We start from the raw sequence: 20,648 nt of genomic DNA on the forward strand, positions 1-20,648 counted from the left end.
TCCCCGTCACCTGCCGGGCGGATGGCGCCCGCAAGCCGTACCTATCGCGGCGCACAGGCGCCGCGCGTGTCGCCGCCCGCTTCGAGCTGCGTCACCGTGAGCCCGGAGAACGTCGCGCGGCCTTGCTCGGCAAACACGGCGACGCGGTCCGCATCGAGCGGCGGAAAGATCAGGTCGGTGAGCGCCACGCGGCCGCCGTTCGCGAACACTTCGACCGATCCGCGATCGACGACGATCTCGAGCCGTAGTTGCCCGTGCTCGAGTGGCAGGTCCACGATGTGCTCGCGGCTGAACGTGCCGGCGAAGTTCGCTTCGCCGGATTGGGAGCGGTCGAGCGTCAGCGTGCGTTTCGCGGTGTCGTACACGATCCGGGTACCGGTCGAGCCGTCCGCCGAGCGCCGGACGATCAGGCCCGCGCGTGCCGCTTGCTGCGGCGCGATCGTCACCGTGATGCGCTGGACGACGCCGCGCGTGGCGGCCGACAGCGCGCGCGTCGTGGAGTCGATCGTGAGGTTGCCTTCGTGCACGGCGGGTCGGCCGTCCGCCCAAGCGTCGAATGCGGCGGCCGGCGCGACGACGAGCCTGGGTTCGCCGTCGATCGTCTTCAGCGACAGTTCGCGCGGCAGGGTGGTTGCGCCGCGCCATGGCGTCGTCGGCACGTTCGCCGCGTAATCCCAGTTGCTCATCCACGCGATCGCGACCGGCCGTGTGCCGGGCGCGCCCGAGAAGGTGCCGGCCGCGTAGAAGTCCGCGCCATGGTCGACCCAGCGGAATTGCGCGGGATCGGAGCCGGCGGGGGCAACGCGATCCGGTGTAAACGTGCGGCCGTCGAAGTTGCCGACGAAGTACATGGCCCCGGAGCCCCCCGCGATCGACCACGGGTTGACGTTGACGATCATGACCCACCTGATTCGTGTGGGGTCGTCGTCGAGCGGCAGGGGGACGAGGTCGGGCATTTCCCACAGCGCGCCGTCGTGCGGCACGCCCGGCCGCGTGAAGTCGCTCAGGAAATTCCAGTGGATCAGGTCGTCCGAGCGATAGAGCTTCACGACGTGCGCGTCGGCGACGACCGTCGTCATCAGCCAGTAGCCGCCCGGCGCGTACCACGACACTTTCGGGTCGCGAAATTGCTTTGATTCCGGATCGAGCGTCAGCACCGGATTGTGCGCGTATGGCTGCCAGGTCGTGCCCTGATCGAGGCTGTACGCCAGCGACTGGGCCTGGATGCCCGGCGCGTGGCCGGAGCCGGGCTTGTAGACGCTCGTATAGAGCGCGACGAGCGGCGTGCGGCCCGGTTTGCCCAGGCCGGACGTGTTGAGCGTGTCGGCGACGATCGAGCCGGAGAAGATTTCCTCGGTGGCGTTCGCGCGCATCGCGACCGGTTGCTCGCGCCAGTGGACGAGATCGGTGCTCGTCGCGTGGCCCCATGACATGTTGCCCCAGTCGTTGCCGAGCGGGTTGTACTGATAGAACAGGTGGTAGCGGCCGTTCTCGTAGACGAGCCCGTTCGGATCGTTCATCCAGTTGCGCTGCGGCGTGTAATGCAGCGCCGGTCGCCATTGCGGCGTGCCGTTTTCGGGCGGCGCGTTGCAGGGCGCTGCGGCAACCTGCGTGGAGGCCACGCAGGCGAGCAGCAACCGGGCGATCCGGACGGAACAGCGGAAAGACGTCAATTTCATGCGGGGCCAAGTACTCCGTCGGACGAAGCGGGAAAAGAGGGCGCATGCCGCTTGCAACGGCGGCGTGCGCGATCTGCGGAACAAAAAGGGCGGACGCACACGCGGCACGCGCGATGTGCATCCGCCGAACTGGCAGCCAGGCGACTAGGCGGTCGCGGCCGTTACGGCCGGGTGCCGGAGCCGCCGTCGTTGTGACCGGCGCCCGTCGCGGGCAGGTTCGACGGGATGTCGCCGTACCCGCCGAGGCCGCCGCGTCCGTACGCGCGGTCGACCGCCGTCGACGTGCCGTTGATGTTGACCTTCACCGTCGGCGCGAGCGTGCCGCCGCGGCGCGGGCCGATCGCATCGATGAACGACTCGACGAGCCCGCCCGGCATCACGTAGTGCGAATACGACTGGAACTCGCGCGGGTTCTGGTTCGGATCCTGCGAATACGGTGCGCCGGCCGGTGCGGAGAAGTCGGTCGGGTTGCCGAGCACGAGACCGCTGCCGCCGTTCAGCGGCAGGAAGTCGCTGCGGATGCCGTTGCCGACGAAGCCGTACACGCCGTCCGGGCCGTCGACGCCGGCCGCCATCGTCGTGCGGTGGCTGATCGTGAACAGGTAGTACTTGCCGTCCTTCAGGTAGATCTGCGGGCGCTCGGTCTGGTCGTCGACGCAGTTCGCCGACAGGATCGGCGGCAGGAACTTCCACTCGGTCAATTGCGGGTTCGTCGCGATCGCGAGGCCGACATTGGCCTTTTGATACACTGCGCCCGAATTCATCACCGCGTTGAGATCTTCCCGGTACGGATCGTTCGGCGCGTAGCCGAGATCGGCTTCGGTGCAGGTGCGTGAGCCGCGCTGGCCGCCCGTATTGCCTTCGAAGACCATGTAGGTCTTGCCCGGGTGGGCCGGGTCGGTGAACACGAACGGATCGCGGAACGAGAAGTAGGTGTTCTGCTGGCCGCTCTGGTAGTACTTGCCGTCCGGTTCCAGCAGCGCCTTGTGATCGTCGAAGCCGGTGAACCACACGTGCTTGTCGTCGGCCTGGATGTGGCCGTCGGTGCGCGTGATGATCGCCTGCGGCGGCGTGATGTCGGCGCCGCCGGGTGCCGAGCGGTTGAACGACGTCGCGGTGTAGTAGAGGCTGACGTTGTCGCCGTGCGTGAGGCGCGCCGAGCCCGACCATTCGGCATTGTTGGTCATCGGCGAGGTGCCGAACACCCTGGCGCTCGCGCCGTCCGGGAACAGGTGGCCGCCCCAGGTCCAGCCGCCGTTGGCGGGGCGCTGCGACGCGGGGATGCCCGCGCGGCGGTAGAAGAAGCCGATGCGTGCATGGACGTGACGGTCGTCGAACGTGTAGCCCGCGTGCGGATCGGCGGTGAGCGAGAAGATCACCTCCCAGCCCTTGTAGCTGAGCTGGTTCGCGCGCAGGTCGGCCAGCGGCCACGTGTCCCACACCCACACGTTCGAGTTGATCAGCGGGAAATCCTGCGGGATGTCCGGCATCGACAGTGCTTGCGGCAGCGAGTTCTTGTCGGCGCCGGCGGTGTGCGACTGCGCGACGATCTGACGGATGTCGGCGCGCGTCCAGCGCATCGTGAAGTTGCCCTCGGGATCGTAGGCCTGCTGCGTATGAGGCGTGGGCGCCGGTGCGCCCGTGCCGCCGGACTGCGCATGCGCGACGGACGCGAAGGCGGCAAGTGCGCCGCCAGCGAGGAGCAAACGTTTCGCCGCGGTCGGGCGGAAAAGGGGAAAGTATGTCATCTCGTCGTTGTTCCCTGGAAAAGTGAAAGTGAACGGCTGAGTGGGCATCGATGTCCAAACCGGTTCGGATGCTATTTCAAACCGGTTTGGACGTCAAAAGATAAATATTTGACAGTAATAGCTACCGAGCGGAAATAATTGCCGTCAATCGGCATGCCCGTGCGGTACATCGAGTGCGAGGAACGACGGTTGAAAGTGAATCTGAAGGCGTTATCGGACGCGCTCGGGCTGTCGCGGACGACGGTCAGCCGCGCGTTGAACGGTTACGATGACGTCAGCGAGGCGACGCGCGAACGCGTGGCGAGGGCGGCGCGCGAAATGGGCTACGTGGCGGATCCGACCGCGCGCCGGCTGGCGACCGGGCGGGCGGACATGATCGGGATCGTCTATCCGTTCGGCGCGGGCGATCTCGGCGATCCGCGTTTCGGCGAGGTCGTCGCGGGCATCACGGAAAGGCTCGCCGAACGCAATCTCGATTTCATCATCGCGGCCGCGCGACCGAACGCGGAACTGGACACCTATCGGCGGATCGTCGACGGCAAACTCGTCGACGGACTGATCGTCGCGCGCACGCTCGTCGACGATCCGCGCATCGCCTACCTGCAGTCGAGCGCATTTCCGTACGTCGCGTACGGCCGCACGCAGGCTGCCGAGCCGTATGCGTGGTTCGATTTCGACAACGAGGCGGGCGCGCGGGACGCGGTGCGCCGGCTGACGGGTTTCGGGCATCGGCGCATTGCGATGATCAGCGCGCCGCTCGCGCTGAATTTCGCCGCACAGCGTCGCGCAGGCTATCTGTCGGCACTGCGCGAAGCCGGTATCGAACCGGATCCGGCGCTGCTCGTCGAGTGCGCGTTTACGCACGACGGCGGGCTGCAGGCCGTGCGGGCGCTGCTCGCGCTCGCCGAGCGGCCGACGGCGCTGCTGGTCGACAACAATATCGCGGGCGGCGGCGCGTTTCGGGCGCTCGTGGATAGCGGCCTGCGCCTGGGCGAGGACATGTCGCTGATCGTCTATGACGGCGTGCCGCCGGACATCGCGCAACCCCATCGCGTGACGGCGGTCGTGCAGCCGACCGGGCACGAATCGGGGCGCGCGCTGGCGGAATTGATGCTGCGGCTGCTGGGCGACGGCGTGCGCGAACATCGACTCGAAGCGCCGGCAATCGAGGCCGGCAACACGGACGGTCCGTTGCGCGGCTAGCCTGCGCGGTGGAGGCGGGGGGGGGGGCGATCGGCAGCGGACGGTGCGGTGCCGGGCCGCGCCCCGTCGAAAAGGCCATGACGACGGCAGGGGCGAATATCCGTTCTCCTAGACGACCGGTCTAATCCGGGGATATCATCCGTTCTCGTGAATGCGACGACGTTCGCGGCTCGTGCAACAAAGACGCGAAAATGCCATTTCACGCTGCGATGCTGTTCGTGCAGCGAGACGCCGTCGTTTATTTCGACTCTTTCTAGACGACTGGTCTAATACACGCATGGCGCATTCGGAAACATGAGTCGCACGTTGACGCGCCATAGCTGACTAACCGACAGGCGTGCCGCGCCGACCGGCCACCCCGGTTGCGCAGCCCCGTTCCCCCATTTTCGAAGGAGTTCCGATCATGAAGATCCTGGTTGTCCTGACCTCGCACGACACGCTCGGCGACACCGGCAAGAAGACCGGCTTCTGGCTCGAGGAACTGGCCGCGCCGTACTACACGTTCAAGGATGCGGGTGTCGAGCTGACGCTCGCGTCGCCGCAGGGCGGCCAGCCGCCGTTCGACCCGAAAAGCAGCGATCCGGCCGCGCAGACCGATGCGACGCGCCGCTTCGAAGCCGATGCGGCGGCCAAGGCCGAACTCGCGTCGACGCGCAAGCTGGCCGACGTGTCCGTGGACGACTACGACGCCGTGTTCTACCCGGGCGGCCACGGCCCGCTGTGGGATCTCGCCGAGGATCTGCATTCGATCGGCCTGATCGAGCGCGCGCTGGCGGCCGGCAAGCCGGTCGCGGCCGTCTGCCATGCGCCGGGCGTGCTGCGTCACGTGAAGAACCCGAAGACCGGCGAATCGGTCGTGCGCGGCAAGCGCGCGACGGGCTTCACCAACAGCGAGGAAGCGGCCGTCGAACTGACGGAAGTCGTGCCATTCCTCGTCGAGGACATGCTGAAGACCAACGGCGCGGAATTCGAGCGCAGCGCCGACTGGGCGCCGCATGTCGTCACCGACGGGCTGCTGATCACGGGGCAGAACCCCGCGTCGTCGGAGCCCGCCGCCGAGGCGCTGCTCGCGAAGCTCGGCCGCCGGTAAGCCCATGGCGCCGGCCCGGGCCGGCGCCGTTCCGTATCCGTCGCCGGGCGCAGCCCGCCCGCCGACGGCCCGAATCGTTCCGCCGCGCGTGCTGCGCGGCGCGTTCCCGATCGTTTTGCAGAACCAAACAAAGGAGTCGAGGATGTCTGCCCTGTTCGAACCGTTCAAACTCAAGGATGTCACGCTGCGCAACCGCATCGCGGTGCCGCCGATGTGCCAGTACGTCGCCGAGGACGGCGTCGTCAACGACTGGCATCACGTGCATCTGGCCGGCATCGCGCGCGGCGGCGCGGGCCTCGTGATCGCGGAGGCGACGGCCGTGTCGCCGGAGGGGCGCATCACGCCGGGCTGCGCGGGGCTGTGGAACGATGCGCAGGCCGAGGCGTTCGCGCCGTCGGTCGCGGCGATCAAGGCGGCCGGCTCGGTACCCGGCATCCAGATCGCGCATGCGGGCCGCAAGGCGAGCGCGAACCGTCCGTGGGAAGGCGACGACCATATCGCCGACGGCGATCCGCGCGGCTGGCCGACCATCGCGCCGTCGGCCGTGCCGTTCGGCGCGCATCTGCCGAAGGTGCCGCGCGAAATGACGCACGACGACATCGCCCGCGTGCAGGCCGACTTCGTCGCCTCGGCGAAGCGCGCGCGCGACCTGGGCTTCGAATGGCTCGAGCTGCATTTCGCGCACGGCTATCTCGGCCAGAGCTTCTTCTCGGTGCATGCGAACCACCGCGACGACGAATACGGCGGTTCGGTCGAGAATCGCGGCCGCTTCCTCGTCGACACGCTCGCGGCCGTCCGCAAGGTATGGCCCGAGCATCTGCCGCTGACCGCGCGCCTGGGCGTGATCGAATACGACGGCCGCGACGAAGAAACGCTCGCCGAGTCGATTGCGCTCACGCAGCGGATGAAGCGGGAAGGGCTCGACATGCTGAGCGTGTCGGTCGGTTTCTCGACGCCCGACGCGCAGATTCCGTGGGGCCCGGCGTTCCTGGCGCCGATCGCCGGGCGCGTGCGCCGCGAGGCCGGGCTGCCCGTGTCGTCCGCGTGGGGGATCGACACGCCGCAACTGGCGAACCGCGTGGTCGCCGACGAGCAGCTCGATCTCGTGATGGTCGGCCGCGCGCATCTCGCCGATCCGCACTGGCCGTACTACGCGGCCAAGCAGCTCGGCGTCGAGCGTCCGTCGTGGACGCTGCCCGCGCCGTACGCGCACTGGCTCGAACGTTACCGGACCGCCGACAAGGCGGCCTGAGCGGGCGCGGCAATCCGGCGCCGGATCGGCGGCCTGCGCATGATGCGCGCCGCCGATCCGGCGCCGATGGATAGAATGGCGGTTCGTGCAGGCCGGTTGCCTGCGCGAACCGCCATTTTTCCATTTCAACAGAGGTGCCATGGGCGCACATGTCCCGTCGTCTCACGACCCCGCCGCGCAGCCGCGCACGCAGCAGATCGCCCGCGTCATGCTGTATGCGGCGCTGCTCGCGCTCGCGCTGTGGGTGATCCGCGACTTCATTCCCGCCATCGCGTGGGCCTGCGTGATCGCCATCGCGATGTGGCCGCTGCTGAAACGCTTCGAATCGCACCGGCTGTTCCGCCACCGGCCGACGCTCATCGCGCTCGTCATCACGGCGGCGATCTCGCTGCTCGTCGTGCTGCCGGTGGCCGTCGCGGCGACCCAGGCGATCGGGCAGGCGCACGACCTGCGCGAGTGGCTGCACACGATCCAGGACAACGGCATCCCGGTGCCCGAAGTGATCGGCCGGCTGCCTTACGGCGCGGTACAGATCACCGAATGGTGGCAGGCCAATCTCGGCCATCCGCTGCATGCGGCCAGCGCGATGCACGGCGTCAACAGCGAGAAATTCCTCGCGTTCGGCCGGCAGTTCGGCACGAAGCTCGCGCATGCGCTGCTCGAGTTCGGCTTCATGCTCGTCACGCTGTTCGTGATCCTGCGCGCGGGCCACAAGCTGTCGGGCGCCTTGCTGGAGGGCGCGCGGCGAGCGGTCGGGCGCAACGGCGCGGAACTGATCGAGCGGATGGTCAAGGCCGTGTACGGCACGGTGACGGGGCTCGTCGTCGTCGGGCTCGGCGAGGGCGCACTGCTCGGCGTCGCCTATGCGCTCGCGGGCGTGCCGCATGCGGCGCTGCTCGGCCTCGTCACGGCGATTGCCGCGATGCTGCCGTTCTGCGCGCCGATCGTGTTCTGCGGCGCGGCGCTCTGGCTGTTCGTGCAGGGCGCGACCATGTGGGCCGTCGCGGTGGCCGTGCTCGGTTTCGTCGTCGTGTTCGTCGCCGAGCATTTCGTGCGGCCGCTATTGATCGGCGGTTCGGCGCGGCTGCCGTTCCTGCTCGTGCTCTTCGGCATCCTCGGCGGCGCCGAGACGTTCGGCCTGATCGGGCTGTTCGTCGGCCCCGCGCTGATGACGGTGCTGACGATGCTGTGGGCCGAATGGATCGCGTGACGATGCACGCCGCGGCGCCGGTTTGACGCATCGGCGCGGCGACAGGGATGCATGCGCAGGCATGCGCCGGCCGCGACGATCCGGTTTGCGCGGGGGCTTGCGAGGCAAGGCTCCGGAACCGGATCTTTACATTTCTTTTCGATCCGGACCCAAAGGTCTAGTAGCATGGGGCTTTCGATCACGCCGGCATGGCGCAGCAGATTTCCCCAAGCATGCGATTGATTTCGATGTCCCGTCCCGCAGCGACGCTGTCCCTGGCCGCCGGCTGCCTGATGTTGCACGGCTGCGCGTGGTTCGACTCGTGGCTACCGTTCTCGTATTCGCGTACGCCGCTCGCGAGGGCCGCGTCGCGGCACGGCGCGACGCGCGCCGATGTCGTCCGCGCCGGCGGCAACCCGCGCAGCGTATGGATGGTCCGCAACGGCAGCGGCGTCTGCTACAACTATTTCATCGAGCACGGCGACGATCACCGGGCTTACTTCGTCGTGTTCGACAAGGCCGGCGTCGTCACCCGATACGGCTTCGATTCCTGCATGGACGCCGACCGCAAGGGCACGCTCCAGCCGGGCAAGGCCGCTTCGCGCTAGCGCGGCGGCCGTGCCCGCCCGCCGTCACGCGATCGTGTCGACCACGCCGCCGTCCACCCGCAACGCGGCGCCCGTCGTCGCCGAAGCCAGCGGCGAGCACACGTAGACGACCATGTTCGCGACTTCCTCGGGCGTCGCGGGCCGCTGGATGATCGAGCTTGCGCGATGGTTGCGCACAAAATCCACGGCCACGTCTTCGACGCTGCGGCCGGTTTCGTCGGCCGTTTCCTTCAGCAGCGCGCGTACGCCGTCCGACATCGTCGGCCCCGGCAGCACCGAGTTGACGGTCACGTTGGTGCCGGCCGCGAGTTTCGCGAGGCCGCGCGCAATCGACAGCTGCGCGGTTTTCGTGAACCCGTAATGAATCATGTCGACCGGGATGTTCAGGCCCGATTCCGACGAAATGAACACGATGCGCCCGGCATTGCGTTCGATCATCCCTTTCAGGTAATGCCGCGCGAGCCGCACGCCGGACATCACGTTCATCTGGAAATAATGTTCCCATTCGGCGTCGTCGATGTCGAAGAACGCCTTCAGGCCGTAGATGCCCGCGTTGTTGACCAGGATGTCGGCCTCCGGCGCGTGCTGCGCGATGCGCGCGACGCCGGCCGCGTCGGACAGGTCGGCGGCGACGCCGTCGAAGTGCGCGTCGGGCACGGCGGCGCGCAGTTGCGCGAGCGCGGACTGCACCGATGCGTCGCTGCGGCCGTTGACGACGACACGCGCGCCGGCGCGCGCGAGCCCTTCGGCGATCGCGAACCCGATGCCGGCGGTGGAGGCGGTGACGACCGCGGTCTTGCCTTTCAGATCGATGTGCATGAGCTTGACGGAAGAGGGGGAACGGGAACCGCCGCGCAAGCCGCGGCGGACGGAATTCAAAGCTTAGGCGAAATGGCGCGATCCGGCTTCGAAGCCGGGGGACCCGGTTGCGCCGCGCCGCACAGTCTTGTACGGTGAGCGTTCGCCGTCCGAACCGGGAGCCCGCCGCGTGAGCCGTACCGTCAACCGATCCGTCGTACCGTCGCCGTTCTGGCGCGATGCCGCGCTGCCGTTCATCGAGGCGCGCACCGTCGACGACGGGCGTGAGATCTGCTACGTGAAGCATACGCACGACACGTTTTCGCTGGGCGCGATCGTCGGCGGCACGAGCACCTACGTGAACGGCGCGACGAACGCGCACGTCGGGCGCGGCGTGCTCGTGATCATCGATCCGGAGCAGGTGCATGCGTGCAATCCGTACGGCCCCGATGCGTGGGCGTACCGGATGGTCTATGTCGACGTGCCGTGGCTCGCGCGGCTGCAGCATTCGCTGGGCCGCGATCCGAACAGCGATTTTCACGGTTTTTCGCCGAAGTTGACTGAGCGGCGCGATCTGTTCGCGCAATTTGGCGGCTTCTACCGCACGCTCGTGTCGCCCGCCGTCGATCCGCTCGGCAAGGAGAGCGCGGCGGTCGAGTTCTTCACGCAACTGCACGGCGCGCTCGATCGCGAGTTGCCCGACGCGCGGCCCGGGGACGACAACGCCAGGCTCGCGCGCGCGGCCGACTACATCGCCGCGCATTGCCGCGAGGGCGTCACGCTCGATGCGATCTGCGCGGCGGCCGACCTGTCGCCGTCGTACCTGATCCGTGCATTCAACGCGCGCTACGGGATGACGCCGCATGCGTTCCTGATCGATCGCCGCGTGCAGTACGGCCGCACCGAGCTGCGCCGCGGCCGGCCGATCGCCGAAGTCGCGCTCGATGCGGGCTTCGCGGACCAGGCGCATTTCCAGCGCGCGTTCCGGCGGATCGCGGCCGCAACACCGGGGCAATATCGAAGCGCCGCGAACTGACCCGCGCAAGGGCGGGCCTGCATTGCCGCACACGGGCTGGCCGTCGATGAGGGTCAGCCACGCCGGTCACACGTGGTAGCCGATGCAAAACGCTCGGCGAAGCGGCAACGCTAGATATCGAGCAGGAAGAGCGCGCTGCCCGCGAGCAGCAGCGCCATAAGCCGGTTGAACACGCGCATGCGCCGCGCGTTCGCGAGCCGGTGCCGCAGCGACGCGCCCGCATACGCCCAGCACGCGATCGACGCGAAACAGATCACCAGGTACAGCGCCGCGAATTGCCAGACCTGCGTGCGGTCGCCGTCGGCCGCATACGCACCCATCGCGGCCACGCACGCGAGCCACGCCTTCGGATTCAGCCACTGCATCGCCGCGCCGGCCGCCGCGGACGGGCCGGCTACGTTGGGGGCGGCCGACAGCCGGCCGTCATCGAGCGCGAGCCGCAGCGCCATGTACAGCAGGAACGCGATCCCCGACCACTGCGTGGCGGTCGTCAGAATGGGCCAGCGCGCGAGCGCCGCGTGCAGGCCGAGCCCGATCAGCAGGAACAGCGCGACGAAGCCGAGCGTCGCGCCGGCCGCGTAGCGCAGGCTCGCGCCGAGGCCGTGACGCGCGCCGGCACTGAGCGCGACGATGTTGACGGGACCGGGGGTGATCGACGAGGCGAGCGCGAACGCGGCCATCGAAACCAGCATGCTCATCAGGTGTCTCCATGCGAAATGTCGAAAGTCACATCGAGACTACGGAAGCCGCACCGGCGCGTATTGAAGAAAACTGCCCTCGGCGGCGCGCGGCCGCGGTCAGTGCAATGCGCGCGGCGCGTGCGCCGGCCGCGCATCGGCCGGGTCGGCCGGGTCGGCTGCATCGGCCGCACGCGGCGGGTCGCCCGCGCAGGGCTGCGCCGATACCGAGAAGCCGAACGTGTTGACGCCGCCCGAGCACGCGACGAACACGCTGCCGCCGTGCATTTCCGCCACGGCCTTGACGATCGACAGCCCGAGCCCGTGGTTCTCCTTGCTGTTCGCGCGGGCTTCCTCGAGCCGGTAGAAGCGCTCGAACACGTGCGAGCGCTGGGCGGGGTCGATCGGCTCGCCGGGGTTCGCGACGGCCATTTCGACGAGCGCGTCGCGGCGCGTGATCGTCACGCTGACCGTCGCGCCGGGCGCCGAATGCTGGATCGCGTTGATCAGCAGGTTCGTCATCGCGCGACGGAACAGCGACGGATCGACGGCCGCGCGCGCATCGCCGTGCAGTTCTGCGTGCAACTGCGCCTCGTCGAGCGGGATTTCGAGGAAGTCGAGCATGCGCCGCACCTCGTCGGCGAGCGACACGTCCTTCAGGTCGGTCGCGCGTTCGCCGCGGTCGCTGCGCGACAGGAACAGCATGTCGTTGATGATCACGCGCAGCCGCTCGAATTCCTCGAGGTTCGACTGCAGCGTCTGGCGCATCCGGTCGACCGAGCGGTCGCGGCTCGTCAGCGCAACCTGGGTCTGGCCGATCAGGATGCCGATCGGCGTGCGCAACTCGTGCGCGACGTCCGCGTTGAACGCTTCGAGTCGCGCGTAGGTTTGCTGGATGCGGTCGAGCGCGCCGTTGAACGACGTGGCGAGATCGCGCAACTCGGTCGGCAGCGCGTCGGTATGCAGCCGCTGGCGGCGGTTCGTCGCGCTCACGGTCGCCGCGTCCTGCGACAGCCGGTCGAGCGGCGCGAGCCCGAAGCGGGCGACCGCGCGGCTCAGCAGCAACGTGATGACGGTGGCCGTCGCGATCAGCGCGGCGAGTGTCCAGCCGAAGCGGCGCAGCATCCGCTGCGTGCGCTCGCACGACGTCGCGACGATCAGCTGCGACGTCGGCCGCTCGCCGGCACCGGCCAGCGTGACGGTCTTCGTCATCACGTCGTAGCTGCTGTCGTTGAGCGCGTAGCGCTGGAATGCGCCGTTCGGCGGGTCGACGGGTACGCCGTTGACGGGGCTGCCGAAGCGGAAGCTGGCGTCCGGGCTGACGACCTGGTAGTGCGTCGAGCCGTCGGGCGGCTCGAGATCGGTGAGCTTTTCCTGCATCATGCGGCCGCGCGCGGCCGTGGTCGCGTGCGACACGATCATTTGGGCGACCTTCGCGCGCGTGTCGATCGTCGCGCGCAATTCGGCGAAAAGCTGGCGTTCCATCATCACGAACAGCCCGCAGCCGACCAGCGTGAACACGAGCAGCGACACGATGCCGAACATCGCCGAGAGCCGCAGGACGATCGAGCGTTTCATGCGGGCCTCTCGGTGTCGCCGTCCTCGCGCGCCTCGAGCACGTAGCCCATGCCGCGGATCGTGTGCAGCAGCTTGTCCGCGAACGGGCCGTCGAGTTTCGCGCGCAGGCGCTTGATCGCCGTCTCGACGACGTTCGCGTTGCTGTCGAAGTTCACGTCCCACACGAGTTCGGCGATGGTCGTCTTCGACAGCACCTCGCCGCTGCGCCGCGCGAGCACGCCGAGCAGCTGGAATTCCTGCGCGGTCAGGTCGAGGCGGCTGCCGTCGCGGGTCGCGCGCCGGCCGATCAGGTCGACGCGCAGGTCGCCGATCGAGATCAGCGTCGATTCCTGCACGCGCGCGCGGCGCGTCAGCGCGCGCAGCCGTTCGATCAGCTCGAGGAACGAGAAGGGCTTGGTCAGGTAGTCGTCGGCGCCGCCGCGCAGCCCGCGCACGCGATCGTCGACGCGGTCGCGCGCGGTCAGCATGATGACGGGCGTCTGCTTCTGCGCGCGCAACGCGCGTAGCACGCCGAAGCCGTCCAGCTTCGGCAGCATCACGTCGAGCACGACCACGTCGTAGTCGAATTCGACGGCCTTCCACGCGCCGTCCTCGCCGTCGAGCGCGGTGTCGACGACCCAGCCTTCCTCGGTCAGGCCGCTCTTCAGGTACTCGACGACTTTCGGTTCGTCTTCGACGATCAGTACTTTCATATTCGAATCCGTTGTCCGGGTAATCCGGTTAAGGGCTCGGCGGGTGCGCCGGGGCCGCCGGGGTTGCCGGGGTCGCCGTCGCGACCTCGGCCGGCGCGGGGCCGTCCGCCGCATCGCCGTCCCAGCCGCCGCCGAGCGCCTTCGCGAGAAACACGACGAGCGCCGCGCGCTGGCCCTGGATCTGCACGGCCTGCCGCTCGCTCGTCAGCAGTTGCTGCTGGGCCGTGAGCACGTCGATGAACGGCGTCAGGCCGCCCGTGTAGCGATCCTGCGCGAGCGACACGAGCTTGCGCGCGTCGTCGACGGCCGCCGATGCCTGCCGCGCGGCTTCGGCGAGCACCGACAGGCCCGTGACCGCATTCTGCACCTCCTGGAACGCGGTGAGCACGGCCTGCCGGTAGCTGGCCTGCGCGGCGACATAGCCGGCCTGCGCGAAATCGACGCCGGCCTTCAGCTTGCCGCCTTCGAACAGCGGCTGGCTGAGCGACCCGCCGATCGACCACAGCAGCGCAGGCACGGTGAACAGGCCCGCGAAGCGCGTCGCATCCCAGCCGATATCCGGCGACAGCGTGATGCGCGGGAAATACGCGGCGCGCGCGACGCCGATCTGCGCGTTCGCGGCGGCCATCGCGCGCTCGGCCGACGCGACGTCGGGCCGCCGCTGCAGCAGGTCGCTCGGCAGGCCGGTCGGCAGCGTCGGCGCGTTGATCGGCACGACGCGTGACGCGATCGAGAAGGCGGGCGCCGGCGTGCCGACCAGCGTCGCGATCGCGGTTTCGACCTGCGCGCGCTGCTGGATCAGCAACTGCGCCTGCGTGCGCGTCGCGTCGAGCTGCGCACGCTGCTGCAGCAGGTCGAGACCCGACACCGCGCCGAGGTCGTGGCGCGCGCTCACGTAGTCGAGCGCCTTCTGCTGCAGGTCGATCGAGCGCTTGACGACGTCGATCTCGGTGTCGAACTCGCGCAGCGCGAAATAGCTCGACGCGAGATCGGCGGTCAGCACGAGGCGCGCGTTCGCGAAATCGTCGGCGGCTTGCCCGGTGGTCGCCTGCGCGGATTCGACGCTGCGCCGCACGCGGCCGAACAGGTCGAGCTCGTAGCTGACGGCCGCGCCGACCTGGATGTCGTTCTGCACGGTCGACGTGCTTCGCGTCGCGTAATTGGTCTGCGGCCGGTCGGCGGAGATCTTGAAGCGCTGGCCGCTCGCGTTCAGGCCCACGGCCGGATATTGCGCGGATGCGACCGACGCGAGCGTCGCCTTCGCCTGGTCGTAGCGCGCGGCGACGGCCTTCAGGTTCTGGTTGTTGCGCAGCGCGTCGGCTTCCAGCGCGTCGAGCTGCGGATCGCCGAACGCGGTCCACCACGCGGGATCGAGCGGGGCGCGGGCCGGCGCGGCCGGGTGCCAGTATGCGTCGGCCGGGTCGAGCCGCCACGCGGCCGGCGTATCGACGTCCGGACGCCGGTAGTCGGGGCCGACCGTGCAGCCGGCGAGCGCGGCTGCCGCCACCACGACGGCGAGCGTTGGAGGCCGCAAGCGGGCGCGCATGCCGATCACGACTTGGCTCCCGCGACGGCGGAGGCCGGTTTCACGACTGCCGGCGCTTGCACGATGACCACGTCGCCGTTCGCGAGCGCATCGCTCGGGTTCGCGACGAGGCGGTCGTTCGGCGTGAGCGGGCCGTCGACTTCGAGGGTCTGCCCGATCGTGCGCACGACCGTCACCGGTTTCAGGCGAACCTGGCCGTTCGCGTCGACGGTCGCGACCGTCGGGCCTTCGGCGCGGAACAGCAACGTATTGGCCGGGACCTGCAGGCGGCCGACCGGCGTCATCGGCAGCGTCGCCTGCACGTATGCGCCGGGCAGCAGCCGGCTGTCCGGGTTCGGCAGCGTGATCTCGATCTGCAGCGAGCGCGTCGCGACGTCGATGGCCGCGGACGTGCGCGTGATGGTCCCGTCGAAGGTCCGGCCCGGCAGCTCGGCCTGCGCGACGCCCACGTGCTGGCCGACCTTCACCTGCTGCGCATACGCCTGCGGTACCTGTACGTAGAGGCGCAGCCGGTCGGCCTGCACGACCGTGAACAGCGAGCGGCCCGCGTTGCCGGAACTGACGAGATCGCCGACGTCGACGTTGCGCTGCGTGACGATCCCGTCGATCGGTGCGACGATCCGCTGGAAGGCCTTCAGTTCGGTGAGCCGGCGCATGTTCGCATCGGCCGCGGCGAGGTTCGCGGTGCCCTGGTTGAACGCGCCTTGCCGGTCGTCGAGCTCCTGCTGCGAGACGGCATCGCGCTGGCGCAACTGCTGGGCGCGGTCGAACGACGTCTTCGCGAGCGCGAGCGCCGCCTGCGCCTGCTGGCGCTGCGCGGTCGCCTGCGCGAGCTCCTGGTTCAGCTCGGGCGTGTCGAGTTCGGCGAGCAGTTGGCCCTGCTTCATGTGCGCGCCGATGTCGGCCTGCCAGCGCAGCACGTAGCCGCTCGCACGCGCGTAGATCGGCGCCTCGACGAAGCCGCGCAGCGTGCCGGGCAGCGTCAGCTTGCCGCCGGTGGCGGCGTCGACCGGATGCACGACGCTCACGTACTGGCGCGTGTTCTGCTCGGCGACAGCGTCGAGCCGGTTGCGGTTCAGCACGTTGACGACGATCGTGCGCGCGGCGCCCGCGGCCAGCAGCACGCCGATCACGATCAGCACGACCCGTCCGCGCCGCGACACCGACGTGCGCGTCGGCAGGTGCATGCCGTGTTCGTCCACCTGGATGCCGACGGAGCTGTGATGTTTCTCTTCCATGAATTCAACCGATTCAACCGGGTAGTAGGACGAAAGTCAGGGGACGAAAGTCAGTGTCCGGCCTGGCGCGCGCGCCGGCGGGCCAGCCGCGAATGCACGCCGCCGAACACGAGCGGCACGAACAGCAAGGTCGATACGGTCGCGAACAGCAGCCCGCCGATCACCGCGCGGCCGAGCGGCGCATTCTGCTCGGCGCCTTCGCCGAGGCCGAGCGCCATCGGCACCATCCCGATGATCATCGCGAGCGCCGTCATCAGCACCGGCCGGATCCGCGTCGCGCCGGCCTCCAGCGCGGCCGTGAGCGGCGGCGCGCCGTCCGCGAGGCGCTGGCGCGCGAACGACACGACCAGAATGCTGTTCGCGGTCGCGACGCCCACTGTCATGATCGCGCCCGTCAGCGCGGGCACGCTCAGGTGCGTGCCGGTGATGAACAGCATCCAGGCGATGCCGGCGAGCGCGGCCGGCATCGCGCTGATGATGATCAGCGGGTCGAGCCACGACTGGAAATTGACGACGATCAGCAGGTAGACGAGCACGATCGCCATCGCGACGCCCGCGCCGAGGCCGATATACGACGTGCGCATCGTTTCGATCTGGCCGCGCATCGTCAGCTCGGTGCCGCGCGGCAGCGTCGCGCGCGCGTCGGACACGATGCGGTCGATCTCGCCCGCGACCGAGCCGAGGTCGCGGCCCTCGACGCTCACGTACAGGTCGATCGCCGGACGGATGTTGTAGTGCGTGGTCACGGCCGGGCTCGCGACGCTGCGCATCTGCACCAGGTTGCCGAGCAGTTGCAGCGGCATGCCGGTGCGGCCGCTGGCCGAGATCGGCGTGCCGAGCAGGTCGTCGACCGACGAGATGTCGTATTGCGGGGTCTGGATCTGCAGCGGGTACTGGACGCCGGTACGCGGGTTGATCCAGAACGACGGCGTAGTCTGCGAACTGCCGGACAGCGAGATCAGCATGTTCTGCGCGACGTTCTGCGCGGAGAGATTGAGCTGCTGCATGCGCGTACGGTCCATGTCGGCCAGCAGGGTCGGCTCGTCGTTGCGTTGCAGCACATGCACGTCGACGGCGCCGGGAATTTGCCTGACCTTTTTCATCAGGCTGCTCGCGATTGCCATGTTACTCGCGAGATCGTTGCCGAGCACCTGCACGTCGATCGCGGCCGGCTGGCCGAAGTTGAGGATCTGCGTGATGATGTCCGACGGCTGGAAGAAGAACTCGACGCCCGGGAAGCGCTCGGGCAACAGCTTGCGCAGCGTCTGCAGGTAATGCTGGGTCGCGCGGTGGCCGGGCTTCAGCGCAATCAGCAGCTCGCCGTCGAGCGTGCCGATGGTGCCGGCATTGCTGTACGACAGGTTGATGCCGCTCACCGGCAGGCCGAGGTTGTCGACGATCGCGCCGAGCTCGTCGGGCGGCACGGTTTCGCGGATCACGCGCTCGACCTGGTCGGCGAGGCGTGCGGTTTCCTCGATCCGGTAGCCGGTCGGCGCGCGCATGTGCAGCCGGATGTTGCCGGAATCGGCGTTCGGGAAGAAGTCGCGGCCGAGCACGAACACGAGGCCGGTCGACAGCACGCAGAAGCCGAGGAAGCACATTGCGTAGAAACGGCGGCGCACGAGCAGGATGCTCAGCAGCACGATGTACCACGCGCGCAGCCGCTCGAACGCAGCGTTGAACGCGTGATGGAGGCGCGCGAAATGCGACGTCGAATGGTCGGGGCCCGTGCTCGCCTGCTGCGGGCGGAACAGCAGCATCGCGAGCGTCGGCACCAGCGTGCGCGACAGCACGTAGGACGCGAGCATCGCGAACACGACGGCTTCCGCGAGCGGGACGAACAGGAAGCGCGCGACGCCCGTCAGGAAGAACATCGGCACGAACACGATGCAGATGCACAGCGTCGACACGAACGCGGGCACCGCGATCTCGCCGGCGCCTTCGAGGATTGCCTCGTGCAGGTTCGTGCCGAACGACGACCTCGACGCGTCCTTCGGTCGCTGCTCCCCGAGGGGGCCGCCCGGCACGCTTGGGGCGGCCTGGCGCATGCCGAGATGCAGGTGCCGCTCGATGTTCTCGATCGTGACGGTCGCGTCGTCGACCAGGATCCCGACCGCGAGCGCGAGCCCGCCGAGCGTCATGATGTTGATGGTCTCGCCGAGCGCCGACAGCGCGATCAGCGACGTGAAGATCGACAGCGGGATCGAGATCGCGATGATCAGCGTGCTGCGCCAGTTGCCGAGGAACAGCAGGATCATCATCGCGGTCAGCACGGCGGCGATCAGCGCCTCGTGGATCACGCCCTGCACGGCCGCGTCGACGAACACCGACTGGTCGAACAGCGGCGTGATCGTGAGCCCTTCGGGCAGCGTCGGGATCACCTTCGGCAGCAGCGCCTTCAGGTCCGACACGACCTTGAGCGTCGACGCGTCGCCGGTTTTCAGGATCGAGATCAGCACGCCGCGCTGGCCGTTCTGGCGTACGACGTTGGTCTGCGGCGCGAAGCCGTCGCGTACCGCCGCCACCTCGCGCAGGTAGGTCGTCGCGCCGTTGACGGTCTGGATCGGCAGGTTGTTGATGTCGGCGACGGTATCGGCCGACGCGTTCGTGTCGATCCGGTATTCGGTCTGGCCCATCTTCGCGGTGCCGGTCGGCAGCACCAGATTCTGCGCGTTGACCGCGTTGACGATGTCGGCGGGCGTGAGGCCCTTCGCGAGCAGCGCCTGCGGATCGAGATCGATCGCGACCACGCGCGTGCGGCCGCCGTACGGGAACGGGATCTGCGCGCCCGGAATCGTGATCAGTTGCGGGCGCAGGAAGTTGAGTGCGATGTCGGCAAGCGACTGTTCGCTGAGCGTCTTGCTCGACAGCCCGAGCTGGATCACCGGGATGCTCGACGCCGAATAGGTGATCACGAGCGGCGGCGTTGCCCCCTGCGGCATCTGCCGCACGATCGCCTGCGCGGACGATACCGTCTGCGCGATCGCCGTCTGCACGTTCGCGCCGGGCTGCAGGAACACCTTCACGACCGCGATGCCGGGCAGCGACGTCGACTCGATGTGCTGGATGTTGTTGACGGTCGTCGTCAGGATCCGTTCATGCACGGACGTGATGCGGTTCGTCATCTCCGTCGCGGAGAAGCCGTTGTAATTCCAGATCACGCTGATCACCGGGATGTTGATCGCGGGCAGCACGTCGACCGGCGTGCGCATCAGCGCAAGCGGCGTGGCCAGCACGATCATGATGGCCATGACGATGAACGTGTAGGGGCGCCTGAGCGCGAGATTGACGATCCACATGGCGGCAGCGGGACAGGCGGTGATCAGGCGTCGATGAAGGGAACCCGAATGATAGGCGTCGGCGTGGAACGGGTTACTGGCGCGAAACTGGCCGAATCGTCAGGTTGGGGGCGAGGCGACTGTCGGCCGATTCCGCAGACGGAATGCATGCGTCGTGACGGCGACGGTTTCGCTCATCGGGCCGCGCTCAGATCTGCTCCATCCCGACGCGCGCAAGCGCACCCAGATCGACGACCTCGATCTGGTTGTACGCGAGCCGCAGCGCACCGCGCTTCTCGAGTTGCTGCAGCGCCTGGTTGATCCGCTGCCGCGACACGCCGACGAGCATCCCCAGTTCCTCCTGCGAGATCGACAGCGACGGGCCGGTGTCCGGATACAGGTCGGGGTTGAAGAGCTGCGCGAGCGCCTGCGCGACGCGTGCATCGACGTCGAGCAGCCGGCTGTTCTGGATCGATGCGATGAATTCGCCCATCCGGTTGTTCAACTGGTGGATCACGAAGCGCGTGAACGGCAGGCTCGTGTCGAGCAGCGCATGGAACGTGTCGACCGGCACGAACAGCACGGTCGAGCGCTGGATCGCGACGACCTCGTACTTGCGCAGCTCGCGCTTGATTACGCTGCCTTCGCCGAACCAGCCGCCCGACGGCACGCCGGAAAACGTGCAGCCGCGCCCCGACGCGTTGAAGATCGCGAGCTTCAGCAGCCCGCGATGCACGCCGATCCAGTACTCGGACGGCGCGAGCCGGTGCGCGATCACGTCGCCGGCCTCGCACTGCTCGACGCGCGACTGCGCGAGCACGAGCGCCTGGTGCTCGGGCGCGAGCGTGCGGAACCAGGCGCACTGGCCGAACAGCGTCGACAGCGCCGGCAGCGGGCCCGGTTCGGGAAGCGCGTCGGCCGGGTGAACGGCCGCGTCGGGCGGCGCAACGAGGTGGTCGTGCATGGGTGCGGGTTTGCGAGGATAGGGATAACGCGCAGCGCTCGAAACGCACTCTGTCGTTTCGATGACAGACGG

Annotated in this window: 16 protein-coding genes; 6 read left to right on the forward strand and 10 right to left on the reverse strand. The window is 68.6% G+C overall.

Annotated elements, in window-relative coordinates:
• Positions 1-41: 41 nt before the first annotated feature.
• Positions 42-1,679 carry a glycoside hydrolase family 32 protein gene (locus tag BFF94_RS06195; protein ID WP_128841226.1) on the reverse strand — a complete coding sequence of 546 codons (1,638 nt, stop codon included), beginning with the start codon at positions 1,677-1,679 and terminating at the stop codon, positions 42-44.
• A 161-nt stretch (positions 1,680-1,840) separates the two neighbouring features.
• On the reverse strand, positions 1,841-3,427 hold the full coding sequence (locus BFF94_RS06200; RefSeq protein WP_219139106.1) for a glycoside hydrolase family 68 protein: 1,587 nt from the start codon (positions 3,425-3,427) through the stop codon (positions 1,841-1,843).
• A 153-nt stretch (positions 3,428-3,580) separates the two neighbouring features.
• Between BFF94_RS06200 and BFF94_RS06205 the strand changes: the two genes are divergently transcribed.
• The 5 genes from BFF94_RS06205 (at position 3,581) to BFF94_RS06225 (ending at position 8,769) form a co-directional block, all read left to right on the forward strand.
• On the forward strand, positions 3,581-4,630 hold the full coding sequence (locus tag BFF94_RS06205; RefSeq protein ID WP_128841234.1) for a substrate-binding domain-containing protein: 1,050 nt from the start codon (positions 3,581-3,583) through the stop codon (positions 4,628-4,630).
• Between the two features lie 403 nt (positions 4,631-5,033).
• The gene (locus BFF94_RS06210; protein WP_128841225.1) at positions 5,034-5,720 is read left to right on the forward strand and encodes a type 1 glutamine amidotransferase domain-containing protein; all 687 of its coding nucleotides are present in this window, start codon (positions 5,034-5,036) and stop codon (positions 5,718-5,720) included.
• Between the two features lie 142 nt (positions 5,721-5,862).
• Complete coding sequence (locus tag BFF94_RS06215) at positions 5,863-6,972, forward strand: NADH:flavin oxidoreductase/NADH oxidase (RefSeq protein ID WP_128841224.1); 1,110 nt, start codon at positions 5,863-5,865, stop codon at positions 6,970-6,972.
• 139 nt (positions 6,973-7,111) lie between these two features.
• Positions 7,112-8,182, forward strand: a complete 1,071-nt coding sequence (locus tag BFF94_RS06220; RefSeq protein WP_128841223.1) for an AI-2E family transporter — start codon at positions 7,112-7,114, stop codon at positions 8,180-8,182.
• 212 nt (positions 8,183-8,394) lie between these two features.
• Entirely contained in the window at positions 8,395-8,769 is a 375-nt protein-coding gene (locus BFF94_RS06225) for a hypothetical protein (protein ID WP_128841222.1), read from the forward strand.
• 24 nt (positions 8,770-8,793) lie between these two features.
• On the opposite strand, the gene BFF94_RS06230 is transcribed toward BFF94_RS06225, so the two are convergent.
• A complete protein-coding gene (locus tag BFF94_RS06230; protein WP_128841221.1) occupies positions 8,794-9,588 on the reverse strand; it encodes an SDR family NAD(P)-dependent oxidoreductase in 795 nt (264 codons plus the stop codon).
• A 169-nt stretch (positions 9,589-9,757) separates the two neighbouring features.
• On the opposite strand from BFF94_RS06230, the gene BFF94_RS06235 reads away from it, so the two are divergent.
• A complete protein-coding gene (locus BFF94_RS06235; protein ID WP_128841220.1) occupies positions 9,758-10,603 on the forward strand; it encodes an AraC family transcriptional regulator in 846 nt (281 codons plus the stop codon).
• 110 nt (positions 10,604-10,713) lie between these two features.
• Here the strand turns inward: BFF94_RS06235 and BFF94_RS06240 are convergent, their stop codons facing one another.
• The 7 genes from BFF94_RS06240 to BFF94_RS06270 all read right to left on the reverse strand — a co-directional run bounded on the left by BFF94_RS06240 (position 10,714) and on the right by BFF94_RS06270 (position 20,576).
• Positions 10,714-11,301 carry a LysE family translocator gene (locus BFF94_RS06240; protein WP_128841219.1) on the reverse strand — a complete coding sequence of 196 codons (588 nt, stop codon included), beginning with the start codon at positions 11,299-11,301 and terminating at the stop codon, positions 10,714-10,716.
• Between the two features lie 99 nt (positions 11,302-11,400).
• Entirely contained in the window at positions 11,401-12,858 is a 1,458-nt protein-coding gene (locus BFF94_RS06245) for a heavy metal sensor histidine kinase (RefSeq protein ID WP_219139107.1), read from the reverse strand.
• Complete coding sequence (locus BFF94_RS06250; protein WP_128848954.1) at positions 12,855-13,550, reverse strand: heavy metal response regulator transcription factor; 696 nt, start codon at positions 13,548-13,550, stop codon at positions 12,855-12,857. The genes BFF94_RS06245 and BFF94_RS06250 overlap by 4 nt, the downstream gene beginning before the upstream one ends.
• A 28-nt stretch (positions 13,551-13,578) precedes the next feature.
• Entirely contained in the window at positions 13,579-15,096 is a 1,518-nt protein-coding gene (locus BFF94_RS06255) for an efflux transporter outer membrane subunit (RefSeq protein ID WP_219139108.1), read from the reverse strand.
• Positions 15,097-15,101: 5 nt separating this feature from the next.
• A complete protein-coding gene (locus BFF94_RS06260) occupies positions 15,102-16,334 on the reverse strand; it encodes an efflux RND transporter periplasmic adaptor subunit (RefSeq protein ID WP_128842007.1) in 1,233 nt (410 codons plus the stop codon).
• Between the two features lie 50 nt (positions 16,335-16,384).
• Entirely contained in the window at positions 16,385-19,633 is a 3,249-nt protein-coding gene (locus BFF94_RS06265) for an efflux RND transporter permease subunit (protein ID WP_219139109.1), read from the reverse strand.
• Positions 19,634-19,820: 187 nt separating this feature from the next.
• Positions 19,821-20,576, reverse strand: a complete 756-nt coding sequence (locus tag BFF94_RS06270; protein ID WP_219139110.1) for a Crp/Fnr family transcriptional regulator — start codon at positions 20,574-20,576, stop codon at positions 19,821-19,823.
• Between the last annotated feature and the right edge of the window lie 72 nt (positions 20,577-20,648).

Source organism: Burkholderia catarinensis (assembly GCF_001883705.2).
GTDB classification, from domain to species: Bacteria; Pseudomonadota; Gammaproteobacteria; order Burkholderiales; family Burkholderiaceae; genus Burkholderia; species Burkholderia catarinensis.

Excerpts from the sequence above, each read along its gene's own strand:
- BFF94_RS06245 (WP_219139107.1), bottom strand. The coding sequence starts at position 12,858 with ATGAAACGCTCGATCGTCCTGCGGCTCTCGGCGATGTTCGGCATCGTG.
- BFF94_RS06250 (WP_128848954.1), bottom strand. The coding sequence starts at position 13,550 with ATGAAAGTACTGATCGTCGAAGACGAACCGAAAGTCGTCGAGTACCTG.
- BFF94_RS06240 (WP_128841219.1), bottom strand. The coding sequence starts at position 11,301 with ATGAGCATGCTGGTTTCGATGGCCGCGTTCGCGCTCGCCTCGTCGATC.
- BFF94_RS06225 (WP_128841222.1), top strand. The coding sequence starts at position 8,395 with ATGCGATTGATTTCGATGTCCCGTCCCGCAGCGACGCTGTCCCTGGCC.
- BFF94_RS06220 (WP_128841223.1), top strand. The coding sequence starts at position 7,112 with ATGGGCGCACATGTCCCGTCGTCTCACGACCCCGCCGCGCAGCCGCGC.
- BFF94_RS06215 (WP_128841224.1), top strand. The coding sequence starts at position 5,863 with ATGTCTGCCCTGTTCGAACCGTTCAAACTCAAGGATGTCACGCTGCGC.
- BFF94_RS06255 (WP_219139108.1), bottom strand. The coding sequence starts at position 15,096 with ATGCGCGCCCGCTTGCGGCCTCCAACGCTCGCCGTCGTGGTGGCGGCA.
- BFF94_RS06210 (WP_128841225.1), top strand. The coding sequence starts at position 5,034 with ATGAAGATCCTGGTTGTCCTGACCTCGCACGACACGCTCGGCGACACC.
- BFF94_RS06260 (WP_128842007.1), bottom strand. The coding sequence starts at position 16,334 with ATGGAAGAGAAACATCACAGCTCCGTCGGCATCCAGGTGGACGAACAC.
- BFF94_RS06270 (WP_219139110.1), bottom strand. The coding sequence starts at position 20,576 with ATGCACGACCACCTCGTTGCGCCGCCCGACGCGGCCGTTCACCCGGCC.
- BFF94_RS06265 (WP_219139109.1), bottom strand. The coding sequence starts at position 19,633 with ATGTGGATCGTCAATCTCGCGCTCAGGCGCCCCTACACGTTCATCGTC.
- BFF94_RS06230 (WP_128841221.1), bottom strand. The coding sequence starts at position 9,588 with ATGCACATCGATCTGAAAGGCAAGACCGCGGTCGTCACCGCCTCCACC.
- BFF94_RS06200 (WP_219139106.1), bottom strand. The coding sequence starts at position 3,427 with ATGACATACTTTCCCCTTTTCCGCCCGACCGCGGCGAAACGTTTGCTC.
- BFF94_RS06195 (WP_128841226.1), bottom strand. The coding sequence starts at position 1,679 with ATGAAATTGACGTCTTTCCGCTGTTCCGTCCGGATCGCCCGGTTGCTG.
- BFF94_RS06205 (WP_128841234.1), top strand. The coding sequence starts at position 3,581 with ATGCCCGTGCGGTACATCGAGTGCGAGGAACGACGGTTGAAAGTGAAT.